Origin of the sequence: Pseudoalteromonas sp. SWN29 (genome assembly GCF_015864465.1) — a bacterium.
Taxonomy (GTDB): Bacteria; Pseudomonadota; Gammaproteobacteria; order Enterobacterales; family Alteromonadaceae; genus Pseudoalteromonas.
The window spans coordinates 12,807-30,997 of record NZ_JADYXE010000052.1 but is presented as its reverse complement, the minus strand read 5'-3'; the positions used below and the strand labels follow the sequence as shown (position 1 = coordinate 30,997).

Sequence of the window (18,191 nt, the reverse complement as noted above, 5' to 3'; positions counted from 1 at the left end):
CCATGCCGAACTCAGTAGTGAAACGAAACAGCGCCGATGATAGTGTAGAATTTGCTATGTGAAAGTAGGACATTACCAGGCTTCAAATTGTAGAAAGCCCGAATTTAACGATTCGGGCTTTTTTACGTCTGCAGAAAAGTGAAAATAGCACAATTAATGTACACTCATCCAACACCCATCATATAGGTCGGGCGAGCGCAGCGACTCCCGACGCTAAAATCATAAAATTCACCGCTCAGCAATGAGTTCGCAGCATTTGCTATGTGACTTTCTACCGCTGTGGGCACCACGACATTACCAGGCTTCAAATTGTAGAAACCCGTTACAGCAATGTAACGGGCTTTTTGCTGTCTGAGATTTAATAAATAGCCAAGAGCGCATAGCGAACTCAGTAGTGAAACAAAACAGCTCGAAGGCGAGCCCGCCTCGACACAAAGATAGTGTAGCATTTGCTATGGGGCTCTCAACCGCTGTGGGCACTACGACATTACCAGGCTTCAAATTGTAGAAATCCGTTACAGCAATGTGACGGGTTTTTTACTGTCTGGGATTTAATAAATAGCCAAGAGCGCATACCGAACTCAGTAGTGAAACAAAACAGCTCGAAGGCGAGCCCCGCGGAAGGCCGCCCCGACACAAAGATAGTGTAGCATTTCACTGTGGCTTTCCACCGCTGTGGGCACTACGACATCCTACTGCGTAGCGCACCGGCTTCAAATTGTAGAAAGCCCGAATCTAACGATTCGGGCTTTTTTATGTCTGCAGAAAAGTGAAATGCGTACAATTAATGCACACTAAACAAACGCCCACCACGTAGGTTGAGCGAGCAACGCGACTCCCGACGTTAAAAACACCTAAGAATCCTATAAACTAAATCGATAATTAACAATATATTTTAAAGTCTCTATTTCTAAATTTTATATAATAATACTGATAACAAATATAATTTTGCTTTGTTACTGGGTTTGATTTAGGATCAAATCAGTTTAAAACCAAGAACTAATAGCCTGTGTATAGATTATTAATTAGCGCCATATCCATTTTATATTGTTTTTCTGCGTCGGCAGTTGAAGTAACTGATCTATATCAAGATATTTTAAAAGTGGATGATAAAACACGAGACACTCGATTAGCAGCGAGCCGTAAAGCTTTACTCAATGTTTTAGTGAAAGTAAGCGGTGATGAAACTGCGGATCAAAACAAACTAGCGCAGCAACGCACTAAAGATATTTCTGATTATATGCTTAAGTTTGAATATGACGAGAGAGCAAATGGACAATTGAAACTCGTTGTTAAATTTGAAGCTCGAAAGATCAATGCGTTAATCAAAGAGTTAAACTTACCTTTATGGGGAGTACAACGCCCATTAGTCGCAATATGGTTAGGTATTGAAGACAATTGGCGCAGAGAATTAGTAACACAAGAAAGTTACCCGCAGTTAGAACAGCTCATTTATGACAAAGCTGGACGCCGAGGTTTACCTGTCGTTGTGCCATTACTTGATTTACAAGATAGACGTTTAGTAGGTATTCCTGAGGTATGGGGTAACTTTTCAGAACCAGTAGAAGAGGCCTCTAGACGCTACAGTGCTGAGCGAAGTATTACAGCAAGAATGTATAAAGAAGCAGATAGCGAAAATTGGATTTTAGATTGGCGTTTTACTAATGATGATCAATTTGATTCAAATAGATTAACGGGCGATAAGCAGCAAATAGTGAGCCAAATGATCGATACCCTAGCACGAGGCCTTGCAAGCGAGTACGCTATTGATCCAAATGCTTATTATGAACAAGCCGCGGCCACGCTAACATTAAAAGGCACGCAAAGTTTTGTTGATATTGAATTAGCAAAGCAAAGATTATTGAACTTAAGCGTTGTTACGCAAGTTAAAATTGTTCGTAAAACACCAGAATTTGTAGAATTTAAACTAAACCACACTGGTAATCTAAGCGATCTTAAAAAAGGCTTAGGGCTCGACTCCTCATTTAAAGATTATGAGGATCCACGCGCTTTTTATCATGTTGTCGATAAAAATAGCCTAGAGTATCAATGGGTAACGCCATAATGATAATGTCTGAGCCGATGCAAATGGCATTACCGGTTACCTTACCGGATGACGAAACATTTGCATCGTACTTTGGTGGGGAAGATTCGTTAGAGGTTAACCATTTAAAAGATAGCTTTTCGAAGTTAGCTAAAAAGTTTCAGTATACTTATTTATGTGGGTTAGGTGATTCGGGTAAGTCTCACCTTTTGTATGCAACCTGCATTAAAGCTCAAGAGCGTGGCTTATCTAATATGCTGCTGTCTATGCGCGAAGTAGTTGATTTTGGACCTATGGTATTAGACGGCTTGGAAGCGCTTGATGTTCTATGTATCGATGATGTGCATTTAGTTGCAGGAAATGATGCATGGGAAAAAGCACTATTTAACTTTTTTAACCGATTTAACGAACCCGGTAAAATGTTAGTAGTAACTGCCGATTTACTTCCTAGTATGCTTAATATTACGCTGCCCGACTTAGAATCCCGTTTAACGTGGGGTACAACTTTTCAAATTCGCTCTATGAGTGATGACGATAAAGCCCAAGCACTAGTTAAGCGCGCTCATATGCGTGGCCTTGAATTAAGTGATGAGTGTGCACGCTTTTTATTAACGCGTTTAAGCCGTGATATGCGTGCTTTATTAGATGTACTCGACAAATTAGATCATGCATCGATGGCCGCACAACGAAAATTAACTATTCCTTTTATAAAATCAACGTTAAAGCTGTAGTAGGTCTAGAATCTAGACCCTGCTTTCAGTTATCATAAGCTATTATCAGAGCGTGTTTACCTTTCCTGATTGGAATTTGTTTTACTGAAGAGTGTTTTAATCACGTTGCAAAGTTTGTACCATAGTATTTGTATACAAAACTAGAGCAACAAAAAAATAAGCCACCCACAGTAAAGCACTTCAGGCAGCATGTATTTGGTCTTTATTTAGCGTTATAGCATGATGATGTAGGAAACTACATCGCAGTGCTTAGCCTTGTTTAATAACCAATAACACTGTTGTAAAGCAATCTTGAAAGGCCAACACGCTCTTAAGCAATCACCTTCTGTGAAAGATCAGGTATCGAATGAACTTAGAAAACATATTAGCGCAAGCACTTGAGGCGGTAGCCAGTGCCAGTGAAATAGCGCAGTTAGAAGATATCAGGGTTAATTACCTTGGTAAAAAAGGCGAAATCACTAGCTTACTTAAAACGTTAGGTAAAATAGCACCTGAAGAACGTAAAGAAGCAGGCCAAGTTATAAACCAAGCTAAAAAAGATGTACAAGCTGCTATTAACGAAAAGCGTGAGTTGCTAGCAAGTAAAGCACTTGAAGAAAAACTAGCTGCTGAAACTATAGATGTAACTCTACCAGGGCGTGTTATGCCTACTGGCGGTTTACACCCAGTTACGCGCACTATTGAGCGCATAGAAAGCTTTTTTGGTGAGTTAGGATTTGAAGTTAAATCAGGTCCAGAAATCGAAGATGATTTCCATAACTTCGATGCGCTAAATATTCCTGAGCATCATCCTGCTCGTGCTGACCACGATACCTTTTATTTCAATCCTAAATTAGTACTTCGTACACAAACAAGTGGCGTGCAAATTCGTACTATGGAAACTGAGCAGCCACCACTGCGTATTATTTCACCTGGTCGTGTATACCGTAACGATTACGATCAAACACATACACCTATGTTCCATCAGGTTGAAGGTTTGATGGTTGATACCGATGTTAGCTTTACTGAGCTTAAAGGTATTTTGCATGATTTTTTACGTAACTTCTTTGAAGAAGATATGGAAATTCGTTTTCGTCCTTCATTCTTCCCATTTACAGAACCTTCAGCTGAAGTAGATGTTATGGGTAAAGACGGTAAGTGGTTAGAAGTACTAGGCTGCGGCATGGTACATCCAAACGTACTTAAGTCTGTGGGTATTGACCCAGAAAAATACACCGGCTTTGCTTTTGGTATGGGTGTAGAGCGCTTAACTATGTTGCGCTATGGCGTAAACGATTTACGTGCATTTTTCGAAAATGACTTAAAATTCCTAAACCAGTTCCGTTAAGAGTGAAATAATAAAATGAAATTTAGTGAAAAGTGGTTAAGAGAGTGGGTTAATCCTGCTATTGATACGCAAGCTCTTTCGGAACAGCTTTCAATGGCTGGTCTAGAAGTTGATGGCGTTGAGCCTGCTGCTGCCAAATTTAATGGCGTAGTTGTTGGTGAAGTTGTTGAATGTGGACAACACCCTGATGCAGATAAACTGCGTGTTACCAAAATTAACGTAGGTGGCGATGAGCTACTTGATATAGTGTGTGGTGCACCAAATTGTCGTTTAGGTATTAAGGTTGCTGTAGCAACTGTAGGCGCTGTACTGCCTGGTGACTTTAAAATTAAAAAAGCCAAATTACGCGGCCAACCTTCAAACGGAATGCTATGCGCTTTTGTTGAGCTAGGTATTAGCGAAGAAGGCGACGGCATTATGGAATTGCCAAGCGACGCACCAATTGGTACTGATTTACGTGACTACCTAGGTCTTGACGATAACATTATAGATGTTGATTTAACACCAAACCGTGGTGACTGCTTAGGTATTAAAGGCCTTGCACGTGAAGTAGGCGTTTTAAATAGTATTGACGTAAACGTATTAGATATTCCAGCTGTTACTCCAACAATTGATGACAAAGTATCAATTGAGCTAGTTAATGAAAATGCATGTCCTCGTTACCTTGGTCGTGTGATAAAAGGCATTAATCTTGATGCAAAAACACCGCTTTGGATGGTTGAAAAGCTACGTCGTAGTGGCGTACGTTCAATTGATCCTGTAGTTGATGTTACTAACTATGTATTACTTGAACTTGGTCATCCAATGCACGCGTTTGATTTAAATGCGATTGAAGGTGGTATTAAAGTACGTAGTGCAGCCGCAGGTGAAGAGCTTGTTTTATTAGACGGTAACACCGCTAAATTGAACGAGACAACACTTGTGATAGCCGATCATAACAAAGCGCTAGCAATAGCAGGTGTTTTTGGTGGTGAGCAATCAGGCGTTACAGATAAAACATCTGACATATTACTTGAAAGCGCGTTCTTTAATCCTGTTGCAATCGCAGGGCAAGCACGTAGTTACGGTTTACACACTGATGCTTCACACCGTTATGAACGCGGTGTTGATTTTGCTTTGCAACATGATGCAATGGAACGTGCAACAGCACTTCTACTTGAGATTGTAGGTGGTCAAGCAGGCCCAGTAGTTGAAGCTGTCGCAGCTGACAAACTTCCAAAAGTGACTGAAGTACGTCTTCGTCGTGCACGTTTAGACCGTGTTATTGGTCATCATATTGAAGATGCTAAAGTAACTGATATTCTTACGCGTTTAGGTCTTGATGTTAAAGTAGAAAATGAAAGCTGGAGTGCGGACGTACCAAGCTACCGTTTTGATATTCGCATCGAAGAAGATTTAATTGAAGAAGTAGCACGTGTTTACGGTTACAACAGCATTCCTAACGTTGCACCAACTGCAAAACTTAAAATGACCACGCATAACGAAGCAACTATTGCGCTTAGCAAGTTCCGCAATACGCTCGTTACTCGTGGTTACCAAGAAGCTATTACATACAGTTTTGTAGACCCTAAAGCACAAGCTATTTTACACCCAGAGTGTAAAGCTATGGTATTGCCGCACCCTATTTCAATTGAAATGTCTGCAATGCGCGTAAGTTTAATGCCGGGTTTATTAGCGTCTTTGGCGTATAACCAAAATCGTCAACAGCCTCGTATTCGTTTATTCGAACATGGGCTTAAGTTTATAAGCGACGAAAGTGCAGAAAACGGTGTTTACCAAGTACCGGTTATTGGTGGTGTTATTACGGGTCTTGTAAATGGTGAGCATTGGGTTGAAGAAAAACGTAACGTTGATTTTTACGACCTAAAGGGCGATGTTGAAGCTTTACTTGCTATTACCAATGACGTAACTCGTTTTGAAATTAAAGCGGAGCAGTCAGATGGACTTCACCCTGGTCAGTCAGCAGTAATATATGTTGATGGCAAAAAGGTTGGTTTTTTTGGTGCTTTACATCCTCAAGCTCAAAAGTCGTTAGATATCAACAACGCAACTTTTGTTTTTGAAATTGAAATGTCAGCAATAGAAAAAAGAAATTTACCGCAAGCAGAAGGGGTGTCTAAATTCCCTTCAAATCGCCGCGACATCGCGATTTTAGTGGCAGACAGCGTTAAATCTGGTGACATTTTAAGCGTGATCGAAAAAGTTGGCGGAAATCAATTGGTTGACCTAAACTTATTCGATGTGTATAAGGGCAAAGGTATTGAGCCAAATTATAAGAGTTTGGCGATTGCTCTAACACTGCAAGCGGTTGATAGAACACTCGAAGAGAAAGATATCAATCTAGTAGTTGATAACGTGGTGGCCGAATTGGCCGAACAGTTTAATGCATCGTTGAGGGACTAGATATGGCGCTTACTAAAGCCGACATAGCTGAACACCTATTTGAAAAGCTCGGGATCAATAAAAAAGATGCCAAAGATTTAGTTGAAGCGTTTTTTGAAGAAATCCGCTCAGCGCTAGAAAAAGGCGAGCAGGTTAAGCTCTCTGGATTTGGTAACTTTGATCTTCGAGACAAAAAAGAAAGACCAGGCCGCAACCCGAAAACAGGCGAAGATATTCCTATTTCGGCACGTCGCGTGGTGACTTTTCGACCAGGTCAAAAGCTTAAAACCCGCGTAGAAGTGGGCACAAGCAAAGCAAAATAAAAAAAGGCAGCGTAAGCTGCCTTTTTATTTGCCTGAATAACCTAGTTATTAAATTATACCAACCTGCATAAATCTTGATCAATTTAACGGATTAAATTGCACTATAACGTCGTTAAAAATTTTTTATTTACGACTGCATGGATGCAGGAGGTAGAGCAATGCAGGGAGCAATTGCCGAGAACAACTAGATACAAAAATTTTTGCCTAGTTCTAGCGTAATTTCCTTAACGTTAAATAGAACCCATACATAAGCAGATTGGTATTAGGTTATTTTTGCGATTATAAATTAAAATTCTCGAGGCGATACAAAATCACCTGCCATTATTTGCTGAAATGTTTGCTCTGCAAGTACATCTAGGCCGTCTAAGCTTTTACCATTTGTTATTAATTGCTGCTCAATTTCAAACCCATCAATATTTTCAATTCCCGACATTTGCGCTACTTTAGAAAATATATAAGCGTGCTTAAATTTATCATGTTTATAAAAAAGACTAATAAGTGATGTATACACTTCAGGGTTAGGTACGTTATCTTTTTTATTAAGCTCTAAAGTTTTATAAAGCAAATCTATGGTTTTTTCATCATCAAATTTAATATAGTAAGATGCTAGAAAAAACTGCATTTCGGCACTTTGCGTTACACTTTTGTCATTTTCTATAGCCAATAATTTAGTCAGTGCACTTTGGTTATTATTTCGTGACCATTGGTAGTAGAGTAAACCGGGATGGTTTGTATTTTGGGTATCTTGATATAACCGAGTCATTTCTTTAATGCTCGTTAATTGACCGTCAATACGTGACGTTTTTTTAGCTTTTAACTTAATATGCTCTATTTTGGCAGCCACAGTTATACATTGGTTATAAGATTCAAAGTTCTTGAGTAATTGGTATTTATTTTCATCAGAAGGGTCTTTGTATTCTATGTAACGTTTAATAATTACATCAGCGCGTTCATCCTTGCAGTGACTGTCTTTGTTTAAGTCGCTACAAAAGCCAGGTGTTTCTTTACACACTTTTGCGAGTGTCAACGGTTCTTCACACCCTGTCAACGTAAGCAAACCCAATAGTACACTTGCTTTTTTAAGCATCCCTTAACCCCAAATGAATATTTACTTTGTTATTCTAACGCAATCATTTAACGCCTAACAGTAGAGAATAACTTCAGATTAAATTAGAATAGCCCTGCCGAAGTGCATTACTCTCAAAATATAGTGCATTTTTAAAGGCTATCCGTTCAAAATGATAAACTTAGGTAAATAAAATGACCTCATCTCACGAGTTAGAATACACAAATAGTTGGCAAGAGCGCCAAGATTACGCAGAAAGCATGCAACCAATCATTGGTAAGCTTTACCGTAATCGTGGTATTGAAATCGCTGTATATGGCCGTCCTCTAGTAAATGCCAGTACTATCGATATTATCAAATCTCACAAAACTGTTGCTCAGTTTGAAGGCACTAAATTACGTTTACGCGAAAGCTTCCCATTTTTAGAAGCTATCAGCAAAATGGAATTAAACTCTGCACGTATTGATATTGGTAAACTTGCATATAGCTATTTGTTTACAGAAGCAGCTAAAGGCCGCTCAGTAGAAGAATTTGTAAAAGATGAACTTGCAGAAATAGCTGACTTACCAGCGAAAGAACCACGCGATGTTGTGCTGTATGGTTTTGGTCGTATTGGTCGTTTACTAGCGCGTTTATTAATTGAAAAATCAGGTCCATATTCAGATTTACGTTTGCGCGCTATTGTTGTGCGTGGTGGTAAAGATGGCGACCTAGAAAAACGTGCAAGCTTATTGCGTCGCGATTCAATTCACGGTCCGTTCAATGGTTCAATCACTATTGATAAAGAGCGTAATGCAATTAAAGCTAACGGTAGCTACATTCAAGTTATTTACGCCAACTCTCCTAGCGAAATTGATTACACTCAATACGGTATCGATAATGCATTAATTGTTGATAACACCGGCATTTGGAAAGACGAAGCGGGCCTTGGCCAGCATTTAGAGTGTAAAGGCGCTGCAAAAGTATTATTAACAGCTCCTGCAAAAGGTAATATCAAAAACATCGTATATGGTGTTAACAACAAAGATATTTTACCTGAAGATAAAATTGTTTGTGCAGCAAGCTGTACAACTAATGCAATTACACCAACGCTTAAAGCATTAAACGATAAGTTTGGTATTAATAATGGTCATGTTGAAACTGTACACTCGTACACGAACGATCAAAACCTTATTGATAACTACCACAAAGCAGAGCGTCGTGGCCGTGCCGCAGCACTTAACATGGTAATTACTGAAACAGGTGCTGCAAAAGCGGTTTCAAAAGCATTACCAGAGCTTGAAGGCAAATTAACAGGTAACGCAATCCGCGTACCTACACCTAATGTGTCGCTAGCTATTTTGAACCTTAATTTAGCAACAAGCACATCGGTTGAAGAGCTAAACGCATTTTTACGCGATACAGCACTTCATTCAGACTTACGTGACCAAATTGATTACACCGCATCAACGGAAATTGTATCTACCGATTTAGTAGGTAGCCGTTACGCAGGTGTTGTTGATTCACAAGCAACGATTGTTGAAGATAACCGTATTGTTTTATATGTATGGTACGACAATGAGTTTGGTTATAGCTGCCAAGTAGTTCGTTGTATGCGCGATATGGCCGAAGTGTCATTCCCAAGCTTACCCCGCTAATTTATTTGCAGTGACTTAAAAGCCAGCATGTTGCTGGCTTTTTTGGTCGTGTATTATTTTTAAAGCGTATGCCTTGTGATAGGCTTTAATTAAGAAAATGTACATTCGTTTTACTATTTACAAAATAATGTCAGGTCTGTGAATTAATAAGCAGATAAACTTATTCAACCTAAAGGTTTTTTCATGAAAATCAGCAGCAATTTCGACAGTGGTAATATCAAAGTTATTGAAGCCACCGATCCTTTAAATATTCAATTAGAAATTAATAAAGATCACCAGTCTGAATTTTATCAGTGGTTTCACTTTCGTCTTGAAACAACACCTTACCAATTGCATAAGTTAAATATTAATGAGCTTGATAAATCAGCTTACCCAGATGGTTGGGAAGGGTATCAAGCCGTTGCATCATATGACCGTCAAACATGGTTTCGTGTACCATCAAGCTATGAAAATGGTACATTAAGCTTTGAAATTGAACCAGAGTGCGGCAGCGTGTATTTTGCTTACTTTGCACCATACAGCTACGACCGCCATTTAGATTTATTGTCTTGGGCACAAAGCCAAGGCGCTTGCCAATTAATCACGCTTGGTGAAACACTAGATGGCCGCGATATGAGTGTGCTTAAAATTGGTGAGCCAAGTGAAGATAAGAAAAACATCTGGATCACAGCACGTCAACATCCAGGTGAAACAATGGCGCAGTGGTATGTAGAAGGGCTATTGCACAAATTACTTGATGACGAAGACCCACATGCAGCTGCATTATTGTCAAAAGCAGTATTTTACGTTGTACCAAATATGAACCCTGACGGCAGCGCACGCGGACATCTGCGTACTAACGCTAAAGGCGTTAACTTAAACCGTGAATGGCAGACACCAAGCATGGAAAATAGCCCTGAAGTTTACTTAGTACTTAATAAAATGCGTGAAGCTGGCCTAGATATGCACCTTGATATACACGGCGATGAAGCTATCCCGTATAACTTTGTTGCAGGCAGTGAAGGTATTCCAAGTTACGATGCACGTCTTAAAGGCCTAGAAGATAGCTTTAAAGCAGCGCTTTTAACTATTACTCCAGAGTTTCAAGATGAACATGGCTATCCAAAAGATGAGCCAGGCCAAGCTAACCTTACAGTAGGCTCATCAGCTACAGCTGAAGAATTTAAAGCATTAACGTACACAATTGAAATGCCATTTAAAGATAACAACGATTTACCAGATCCAGACTATGGCTGGTCGGACCGTCGTTCATATCAGTTTGGTCAAGATACATTAGCGGCTATTGTTAATGTTGTTGATAATTTAAGATAAAACGTTTATTTGAAGGGTATCAATAGTTTTGATGCCCTTTTTACTTTTAGTAAAACCCCTTTTACAAAAAATAATAATCATATAGCAACTTCATTCCAAAACGTTTTTAACGTTTCTTCGCCGCGTATCATCACCGTATCGGTACAAATCAATCTACTTTTCTTTAAATACTGCTGATGTAGTGCCTTACAGTAGCTACGTAATTAGATGTTTTGAAAATTAAGTGTTAACAAAGTTGGGGTACTTAAGTTAAGATTAATTAAATAATGAGTCGGGACGGGAAAGGTAAAACCTTATTTCGTGAAACTTATGTTGCGTAGTAGCTAAAGCAGAGTCTCGTAATTAAAAATAATAAATATAACTATAGAGGATATCCATGGAAGCTTTTGTAAGCGCTGTTAATGATGTTGTTTGGAGTAATGCACTCATCTATTTATGCCTAGGCGCAGGCTTGTTTTATTCAGTGTTAACTCGATTTGCTCAAGTTAGACATTTTAAAGAAATGTGTAAGCTATTATTTAGCCCAAACACGTCTGATAAAGGTATCTCATCTTTTCAAGCCCTTGCAGTATCGTTATCTGGACGAGTAGGTGTTGGTAATATCGCAGGTGTTGCAGCAGCTATCGGTTTTGGTGGTCCAGGTGCTATTTTTTGGATGTGGGTTGTTGCTTTTCTAGGAGCAAGTACCGCATACGCAGAATCTACTTTAGGCCAAATTTATAAAACAGAAGAAAACGGGCAATATCGTGGCGGGCCAGCATATTATTTTGACCGTTGTTTAGGGCAAAAATGGTTAGCTGTTTTATTTGCTGTTTCGGCAATTATTGCCTGTGGTGTTTTTCTGCCAGGCGTACAAGCAAATGCGGTAGGTAATGCGTTTACCCAAGTGTTTGGCGATGGCAATATGGTCACTACTAGCTTTGGTGACGTAGGTAGCTTTAAGTTAGTTGCACTGGCAATTATACTTATTGTTTTAGCATTTATTATTTTTGGCGGTATAAAGCGTATTGCGAATTTTACGCAAATAGTAGTGCCATTTATGGCGCTTGGTTACATAGTATTGGCACTAATCGTTGTATTTTTAAACTTAGATAAAGTGGGCGATATATTTTATCTAATTATTAGTGATGCATTTACTGCGCAGGCCGGTTTTGGTGCTGCTATTGGTTGGGGCGTCAAACGTGGTATATATTCTAATGAAGCAGGCCAAGGTACTGGGCCTCATGCAGCAGCTGCTGCAGAAGTAGACCATCCTGCTCAACAGGGGTTAGTACAAGCTTTCTCTGTTTATGTTGATACCATCTTTGTGTGTACAGCAACAGCGTTGATGATTTTAATAACGCAGCAATACAATGTTGTGGGTGAGTTACCAGCAGGGCAGTTTATTGTACAAAATGTTGATGCAGCCACTGAAGTAGGCTCAGCAGCCTTTACTCAAATGGCTTTATTTAGTGTATTTGGCAGTTTTGGACAAGCATTTGTGGGTATTGCATTGTTCTTCTTTGCCTTTACTACAATACTTGCTTATTACTTTATTGCAGAAACTAATATTGCTTACTTAAATCGTTACTTTAAAGGCAGTATCCCGCTTGTTATCGTGAAATTTGTGATTATGTTTATGGTTGCATACGGCATGGTCAACAATTCAGGTTATATTTGGACTATTGGTGATATTGGCGTTGGCTTAATGGCTTGGATTAACATATTAGGTATTTTAGCTATTTTCTTCGTAGCTAAGCCTGCTTTATTATGTTTAAGTGATTATGAAGAACAGAAGAAAAAGGGCGGAAAAATCATATTTGACCCAGTTAAATTAGGTATTAAAAATGCCACTTTTTGGGAAAAACGCCTAGCAAAACAGTCAAAAGACGCTGAGTAATTAAACTTAGTGAGTAACTTGGATGTTTATCGTTTCTAAATCACTTATTGGTTTAAATTCAAAAAAGACAACGAGAAATAAAACAAGTACAATAAAGGCGCCGAAAGGCGCTTTTTTTATGCGTAGTATGGAGAGAAGTATGGCGATTATTCGTTGCCCAAAATGTGCAAAATCAATTTCAGATAAACATAAACAATGTCCGCATTGCGAAAGTAACATTGCAGAGCTAAACGACGAGCAAGTTTTACAGCTCCAACGCGAACAGCGAATTAAAAAAAAGCAGATGTTTCTAAATCACTCCTTTTTGGCGCTTATCTTATTTTTAGGTGGTTTTTTCTGTTTGTACTTTTTACAACCGCAAGAAGAAACGCTTCAGTGGTATGCTTATACTGCCGCAATTGGCGTAGGTTGTATTTGGTATATTATAAACCGTATTATTTTAGTGACTCTAAAAAAGAAAAAATGACATGAATATCGACAATCTTGTACAAAATATTACTCCCGAATTATTCGAACGCTTGCAATACGGTGCTTCTACTGGCAAATGGCCAGACGGCACCGTTTTATCAGATGAGCAAAAGCAACAAACAGTGCAGTTGGTTATGTTGTATCAAGCAAAGGTGGCTCAATCTAATGAGCAATTTACGATTGGTGCTAATGGTGAAATGATCCAAAAGACAAAAGCTCAACTACAAAAAGAATTCAAATCAGACAACGAAATAGCTAGGTTTAGTGAACATGATCTTTAAGCACCTTTTTACACCGAAGTGGAAACACCCTAAGCAACAAGTACGTCTTGATGCTATCGAAAAATTAGACATTGAACGTGATGCAACCATATTAAACACGTTAGCACTTGAAGATAGCTCAGCTGAAATACGCCGCAAAGCACTACAAAAAGTAAACGATTTACCACTTTGGTGGAAAGCGTATAAACAAGATCAGGCATTAAAAGATATAGCAGAGCTGCAAATATCAAATGCTGTTTTAAATAGCGAAAGTGCACTAACACCGCAAATTAAAAATGAATATATTGAGCGCTTTGCGCCAGTAAAAACACTAGAAAAGTTAGCGTTTGCAGAAAAAGAGCTGCAAGTACGCGTTAAATTATTAAAACGTTTAGCAAATCCAAAACTAGTAGAAAAAGCATTTAAAGAAGGTAGCGAAGAGCTACAAACTCAATTAGTTGAACTTGTTATTACTCATCAATTAATTAAGCCATTAGTAAAACATGCGAAGGGTGGAGCAAAAGCAGCACTTGAAACGCATATTGAAAATGAACGTCTAGCAATAGAAAAGCCACTTGAAGTAGAGGGTGCAACACGTATTATTTTAGCGAAGTTAAATGCCTTGCGTGAAAAAACAGACTTTGGTGTTGTTAATCCACAAGCAGGCGAGCTAATGGCTCAATGGCAAGCACTTGAGCTTAAATGGTTAAGTGATGACCGTGTTAAGTTGCTTGATGAAAAATATACTTCGATTACCACTAAGTTAAATGCACACATTGAACAGCTACAAGCGGTACACGATAAAGAGCAGCAACAATTAGCGCAACAACAGCGCCAATTATTAGCACTTGCAACGCTTGAAGCGTTAAGCGAAGAAATTGAAAATGCCTTACAACTTGGTCTTGAAACACCAGAGCAAATTCAACAAGATTGGCTTGATGCAAAAGTAGCGCAAGCTAAGCACGCTATTAGCGAAACAGAGCTTGCTAATAACACGCAATCAAAACTTGCTGTAAGTAAGTTAGAAAAGTTATTTACTCAAGTTGCTAAGCTACCTGAGCTAACCGCTGCCATTAAAGAGTACAAGCTCGCTTTTACAGCATTGTGTGAAATTAAACCAGCAGAAGACTTAGCGCAGTACGATGCTACTTTAACTGAGTTTAATAATGGCTTTAAAGCAGCGCGTAATCATTTAAATATTTTAGATGGTGCACTGCAAAGTACGTTTAAAACACAGCTAAACGCGCATAAAAAGCAATTTTTAGCACCAATGAATGAACTCGTTAAGCCGCTTGAAAAAAACCAAAGCCAAGCAAAACGTAAAGCACGTGATGTTAAACGCCTAATTGAAGAAGGCCGTTTTAACGTTGCTTTTGGCGTATTTAAAGGGTTTGAAGAATTATTTAATACCCTTACTGAACAATACCAACAGCCACTTGTAAATATAAAAGCAGAGCTTGAAGCGCAACTTGCAGACGCTAAAGATTGGCAAAAATACGCTGCAGCACCAAAGCGTGAAGCTTTATTAGAAGAAGTAAGCGCATTAGTAAGTGAAGAGTGTACTGACCCACAACAACGTGCTGAGCAGGTAAAAGCACTACGTAAACGTTGGAATGAGTTAGGTCGTTTAGATACAGACGAAGAGAAGCAACAAGGCACTCAGTTTGATGAAAAAATCGAGCTGTTATTTGCACCTTGTCGTAGTTACTTCGCAGAGCAAGAAGTACAACGCGAAGCATCTAAAGCACAACGCGAAAGTATTATTAGCGATATGCATGCACTTCATTTACAGCCTACTGCTGAGGATGATTTTGATTGGAAGCAATATGAAAGCCAATACAATCGTTTGAACAAAGCTTGGCGCAGTGTAGGTAAAGTTGATCCTAAAACATACCGTACATTAAACGATCGTTATAAAAATGAGCAACAGCAAGTACTGGCTTTATTAAATGCATTTCATAAAAGTAATGCTGCACTTAAAAATGAGTTAGTAGAAAAAGCAGAGCAGCTGTCACACAGTGATGATTTAGCCGCTGCATGCCAAGAGTTGAAGCAAATGCAGCAACAATGGCAAACCATTGGTTTTGCAGGTTTAAAAGCTGAAAATGCGTTATGGCAAAAGTTTCGTCAGTTTAACGATGAAACATTTACTAAACGTAGTAGTGAATTTGAGCAGCAAAAACTTGAGCAAAACGAGTCGGATAAACAAGCCGTTGCAGAACTTACTGAGCTTGAAGCAGCACTTAGCGATGTAAATCAAAGAGCGCAACTACACGACCTAGAAACAAAAGTGAAAGGGTATGCACAGTTTAGATCGTTAGTGCCAAAAGTGACTAAGCTACTAGCGGCCATTGAAGATAAACTTGCATTGCTTACAAGCAAATCAGAGCAAGCTAATTTAGATGCGTTAATTACGGCACTTGAGAACAATGAAGCGTTACCAAGTCAGTACCAAGCACCGCTTAAAACAACATTAAATACTGAACAGCTTATTACGCGCATGGAAATATTAGCGAACGTAAGCTCAACTGATAAGTCACTTAGAATGGCAGAACAAGTAGCCATGTTAGATGACAAACATCGTGGCGAACATGCTGATTTAAACTATTATTTAAAACAGTTATTAGCGCTCAGTGCTGGTTCAGTTGAACCTGACACACTAACGCGACTTAAAGCGACACTTGCAGCTTAATGTACTAAAACCAGCGTAATATGTGCTGGTTAGTATTTTAATAAGCCGCTTTAATAGCGGCTTTTTTATAAGCATCATTACTTCATTATAAATAAAAGGGTTCTCATGAGAATTTTAGTTATTATTGCAGCGTTATTTTTAACTGCCTGTAATACCACGCAAGGCATATCAGTATATTCATTTACTAACTCTGAGGTTGAGTCTGTACTTAGTAAACAATTACCAAAGTTAAGTGAGAAAGTAAGCTTAATGGGTTTGCCAGTTCAGTTTGATGTAAACGACTTAAGTGTGAATATTGGACCCGATAACCGCGATGTTGTTGTGCTTGGCGCCGATTCAAGCGCTGAAATTAATGCATTTGCACTAAAATATCCAGTGCGTTTAAAGCTGCAAATTGAAGGCAGCCCATTTTACGACAGTGAGAAAAAAGCAGTATTTTTACGTAATATTAAATTACTTGATTCGAGTGTAGATGCTGGTGGTTTTAAAGGTAACTTAGGCGCACTTGATAGCCAAGCAATGGAAGTGATTAATGCTTTTTTAGCGGTTAACCCTGTTTATACTCTAAATATGGATGACCCTAAAATAATGCTACTTAGTAAACTTCCACTTGATATGAAAATAAGCGAAGGTGCAATTAAGCTAGTACCTCGTCTATAAGTAGATCGACCTACTTAAAATATACGTACTTATTAGCCTGACTCTCAGGCTAATAAGGTTTTAATATTATGGCAGCTCCTCGAACTGTTCCCACCTCTCGACTTTCTCGCTTTGCAAAATTAGGCTCACTAGCAACAGGTGTTGCAACTAATATGCTAGGTGATGGTGCTAAGAGTGCATTAACGGGCAAAGGTTGGGATAACAAAAGTTTATTACTACAACCTAAAAACATTGAAAAGCTCGCCATACAGTTATCTCATTTACGTGGCGCTGCAATGAAGCTAGGGCAATTACTCTCAATAGATGCCGGTGACTTACTCAGTCCTGAATTAGCTCAATTACTTGCTTTACTGCGCTCAGATGCCAACCCAATGCCTCATAAGCAACTTGTAGCGGTATTAAAAGAGCAATGGGGAGATGACTGGCTAGCGCGTTTTTCTCATATTGAATTAAGACCTTTTGCAGCGGCTTCTATAGGGCAAGTTCATTTAGCTTATAAAGAAAATGGCGATCAGCTTGCTGTTAAAATTCAATACCCTGGTATTGCAAAAAGTGTAGTAAGTGATGTCGATAACGTTATTTCGTTATTAACGCTTTCTCGATTATTGCCAAAAGATCTTAATATTAAACCGCTTATTAGTGAAGCCAAAGCGCAGTTATTGGCCGAAGCTGATTATAAGCGGGAGGCTCAGTACTTAATACGTTATAAAAATGCACTAGCAAGTAATCTCCATTTTAAAGTGCCTAACGTATACCCAGAGCATAGTACGCAGCAAGTACTTACCATGGAATATGTAAAGGCTGAGCCAATTGAGAGTATTACAGAGCTACCTAATAACCAGAAAAGCTTTGTTGCAGCACAGCTAATTGATTTGTTTTTTAAAGAGATGTTTGATTTTAAACTCATTCAAACAGACCCTAACTTTGCCAACTTTCATTATCAGCTTGATACACAAAAAATTGTTTTATTTGATTTTGGTGCAACGCGAGAAATATCATTTGAGCTCAGCCACGCTTATTTAGCCTTATTTAAAGCGGGCAGTGAAAACAACCGAGAAGGAGTGCTTAGAGCGGCTTTACACATTGGTTATTTTAAAAATGACTTAGTTGATGAGTATAAAAATAACGTTATCGATTTATTTTTAATGGCATGCGAGCCACTAAGATCAAATGACGAGTTTGATTTTAAAAACAGCGAACTAGCGCTCAAAATTAAAAATGCAGGGCTTGCCCTTAGTGCGCAATCTCAGAAATGGCATACACCGCCCGTTGATGCGCTATTTATTCACCGAAAACTTGCAGGACTTTACTTAATAGCCGCAAGGCTAGGTGCAAAAATAGATGTAAAAACGCTATTTCAGCACTATTTATAGCGTTCTAATTTACACGTAAGTGCATTTTAAGTAATGAG

The 18,191-nt window shown here is 38.9% G+C and carries 14 protein-coding genes; 13 read left to right on the top strand and 1 reads right to left on the bottom strand.

Annotation, left to right across the window (positions count from 1 at the left end; translation table 11 throughout):
- Nucleotides 1-1,009 precede the first annotated feature (1,009 nt).
- The 5 genes from I6F53_RS17050 (at nt 1,010) to ihfA (ending at nt 6,807) form a co-directional block, all read left to right on the top strand.
- Entirely contained in the window at nt 1,010-2,065 is a 1,056-nt protein-coding gene (locus I6F53_RS17050; RefSeq protein WP_197240460.1) for a DUF2066 domain-containing protein, read from the top strand.
- Nucleotides 2,065-2,775, top strand: a complete 711-nt coding sequence (gene hda, locus I6F53_RS17045; protein WP_197181207.1) for a DnaA regulatory inactivator Hda — start codon at nt 2,065-2,067, stop codon at nt 2,773-2,775. Before I6F53_RS17050 ends, hda begins: the two co-directional genes overlap by 1 nt.
- 346 nt (nt 2,776-3,121) lie before the next feature.
- Entirely contained in the window at nt 3,122-4,102 is a 981-nt protein-coding gene (pheS, locus tag I6F53_RS17040; RefSeq protein WP_197240458.1) for a phenylalanine--tRNA ligase subunit alpha, read from the top strand.
- 15 nt (nt 4,103-4,117) lie between these two features.
- Nucleotides 4,118-6,505, top strand: a complete 2,388-nt coding sequence (pheT, locus tag I6F53_RS17035; protein ID WP_197240456.1) for a phenylalanine--tRNA ligase subunit beta — start codon at nt 4,118-4,120, stop codon at nt 6,503-6,505.
- Nucleotides 6,506-6,507: 2 nt separating this feature from the next.
- Nucleotides 6,508-6,807, top strand: a complete 300-nt coding sequence (gene ihfA / locus I6F53_RS17030; protein ID WP_002960690.1) for an integration host factor subunit alpha — start codon at nt 6,508-6,510, stop codon at nt 6,805-6,807.
- A gap of 286 nt (nt 6,808-7,093) precedes the next feature.
- Here the strand turns inward: ihfA and I6F53_RS17025 are convergent, their stop codons facing one another.
- Nucleotides 7,094-7,894, bottom strand: a complete 801-nt coding sequence (locus I6F53_RS17025; RefSeq protein ID WP_197240455.1) for a DUF2989 domain-containing protein — start codon at nt 7,892-7,894, stop codon at nt 7,094-7,096.
- A gap of 173 nt (nt 7,895-8,067) precedes the next feature.
- On the opposite strand from I6F53_RS17025, the gene I6F53_RS17020 reads away from it, so the two are divergent.
- The 8 genes from I6F53_RS17020 to I6F53_RS16985 all read left to right on the top strand — a co-directional run bounded on the left by I6F53_RS17020 (nt 8,068) and on the right by I6F53_RS16985 (nt 18,153).
- Nucleotides 8,068-9,510: a glyceraldehyde-3-phosphate dehydrogenase gene (locus tag I6F53_RS17020; protein ID WP_007580346.1), complete on the top strand. Its 1,443-nt coding sequence runs from the start codon at nt 8,068-8,070 to the stop codon at nt 9,508-9,510.
- Nucleotides 9,511-9,693: 183 nt separating this feature from the next.
- Nucleotides 9,694-10,821, top strand: coding sequence for a M14 family metallopeptidase (locus I6F53_RS17015; protein WP_010554015.1), 1,128 nt, complete (start codon nt 9,694-9,696; stop codon nt 10,819-10,821).
- Nucleotides 10,822-11,197: 376 nt separating this feature from the next.
- The gene (locus tag I6F53_RS17010; RefSeq protein ID WP_197119429.1) at nt 11,198-12,700 is read left to right on the top strand and encodes an alanine/glycine:cation symporter family protein; all 1,503 of its coding nucleotides are present in this window, start codon (nt 11,198-11,200) and stop codon (nt 12,698-12,700) included.
- A gap of 139 nt (nt 12,701-12,839) precedes the next feature.
- A complete protein-coding gene (locus I6F53_RS17005; RefSeq protein WP_024593065.1) occupies nt 12,840-13,166 on the top strand; it encodes a hypothetical protein in 327 nt (108 codons plus the stop codon).
- A 1-nt stretch (nt 13,167) separates the two neighbouring features.
- Nucleotides 13,168-13,449, top strand: coding sequence for a YeaC family protein (locus I6F53_RS17000; protein WP_007378333.1), 282 nt, complete (start codon nt 13,168-13,170; stop codon nt 13,447-13,449).
- Nucleotides 13,439-16,120, top strand: coding sequence for a DUF349 domain-containing protein (locus I6F53_RS16995; protein ID WP_197240453.1), 2,682 nt, complete (start codon nt 13,439-13,441; stop codon nt 16,118-16,120). Before I6F53_RS17000 ends, I6F53_RS16995 begins: the two co-directional genes overlap by 11 nt.
- A 105-nt stretch (nt 16,121-16,225) precedes the next feature.
- The gene (locus tag I6F53_RS16990) at nt 16,226-16,780 is read left to right on the top strand and encodes a DUF1439 domain-containing protein (RefSeq protein ID WP_166420802.1); all 555 of its coding nucleotides are present in this window, start codon (nt 16,226-16,228) and stop codon (nt 16,778-16,780) included.
- A gap of 68 nt (nt 16,781-16,848) precedes the next feature.
- On the top strand, nt 16,849-18,153 hold the full coding sequence (locus I6F53_RS16985; protein WP_197240452.1) for an ABC1 kinase family protein: 1,305 nt from the start codon (nt 16,849-16,851) through the stop codon (nt 18,151-18,153).
- Nucleotides 18,154-18,191 lie beyond the last annotated feature (38 nt).

What these genes read in the sequence shown, in the direction of transcription:
- I6F53_RS16995 (WP_197240453.1), top strand. Translation starts at nt 13,439, where the DNA reads ATGATCTTTAAGCACCTTTTTACACCGAAGTGGAAACACCCTAAGCAA.
- I6F53_RS16985 (WP_197240452.1), top strand. Translation starts at nt 16,849, where the DNA reads ATGGCAGCTCCTCGAACTGTTCCCACCTCTCGACTTTCTCGCTTTGCA.
- I6F53_RS17005 (WP_024593065.1), top strand. Translation starts at nt 12,840, where the DNA reads ATGGCGATTATTCGTTGCCCAAAATGTGCAAAATCAATTTCAGATAAA.
- I6F53_RS17000 (WP_007378333.1), top strand. Translation starts at nt 13,168, where the DNA reads ATGAATATCGACAATCTTGTACAAAATATTACTCCCGAATTATTCGAA.
- hda (WP_197181207.1), top strand. Translation starts at nt 2,065, where the DNA reads ATGATAATGTCTGAGCCGATGCAAATGGCATTACCGGTTACCTTACCG.
- pheS (WP_197240458.1), top strand. Translation starts at nt 3,122, where the DNA reads ATGAACTTAGAAAACATATTAGCGCAAGCACTTGAGGCGGTAGCCAGT.
- ihfA (WP_002960690.1), top strand. Translation starts at nt 6,508, where the DNA reads ATGGCGCTTACTAAAGCCGACATAGCTGAACACCTATTTGAAAAGCTC.
- I6F53_RS17015 (WP_010554015.1), top strand. Translation starts at nt 9,694, where the DNA reads ATGAAAATCAGCAGCAATTTCGACAGTGGTAATATCAAAGTTATTGAA.
- I6F53_RS16990 (WP_166420802.1), top strand. Translation starts at nt 16,226, where the DNA reads ATGAGAATTTTAGTTATTATTGCAGCGTTATTTTTAACTGCCTGTAAT.
- I6F53_RS17025 (WP_197240455.1), bottom strand. Translation starts at nt 7,894, where the DNA reads ATGCTTAAAAAAGCAAGTGTACTATTGGGTTTGCTTACGTTGACAGGG.
- pheT (WP_197240456.1), top strand. Translation starts at nt 4,118, where the DNA reads ATGAAATTTAGTGAAAAGTGGTTAAGAGAGTGGGTTAATCCTGCTATT.
- I6F53_RS17010 (WP_197119429.1), top strand. Translation starts at nt 11,198, where the DNA reads ATGGAAGCTTTTGTAAGCGCTGTTAATGATGTTGTTTGGAGTAATGCA.
- I6F53_RS17020 (WP_007580346.1), top strand. Translation starts at nt 8,068, where the DNA reads ATGACCTCATCTCACGAGTTAGAATACACAAATAGTTGGCAAGAGCGC.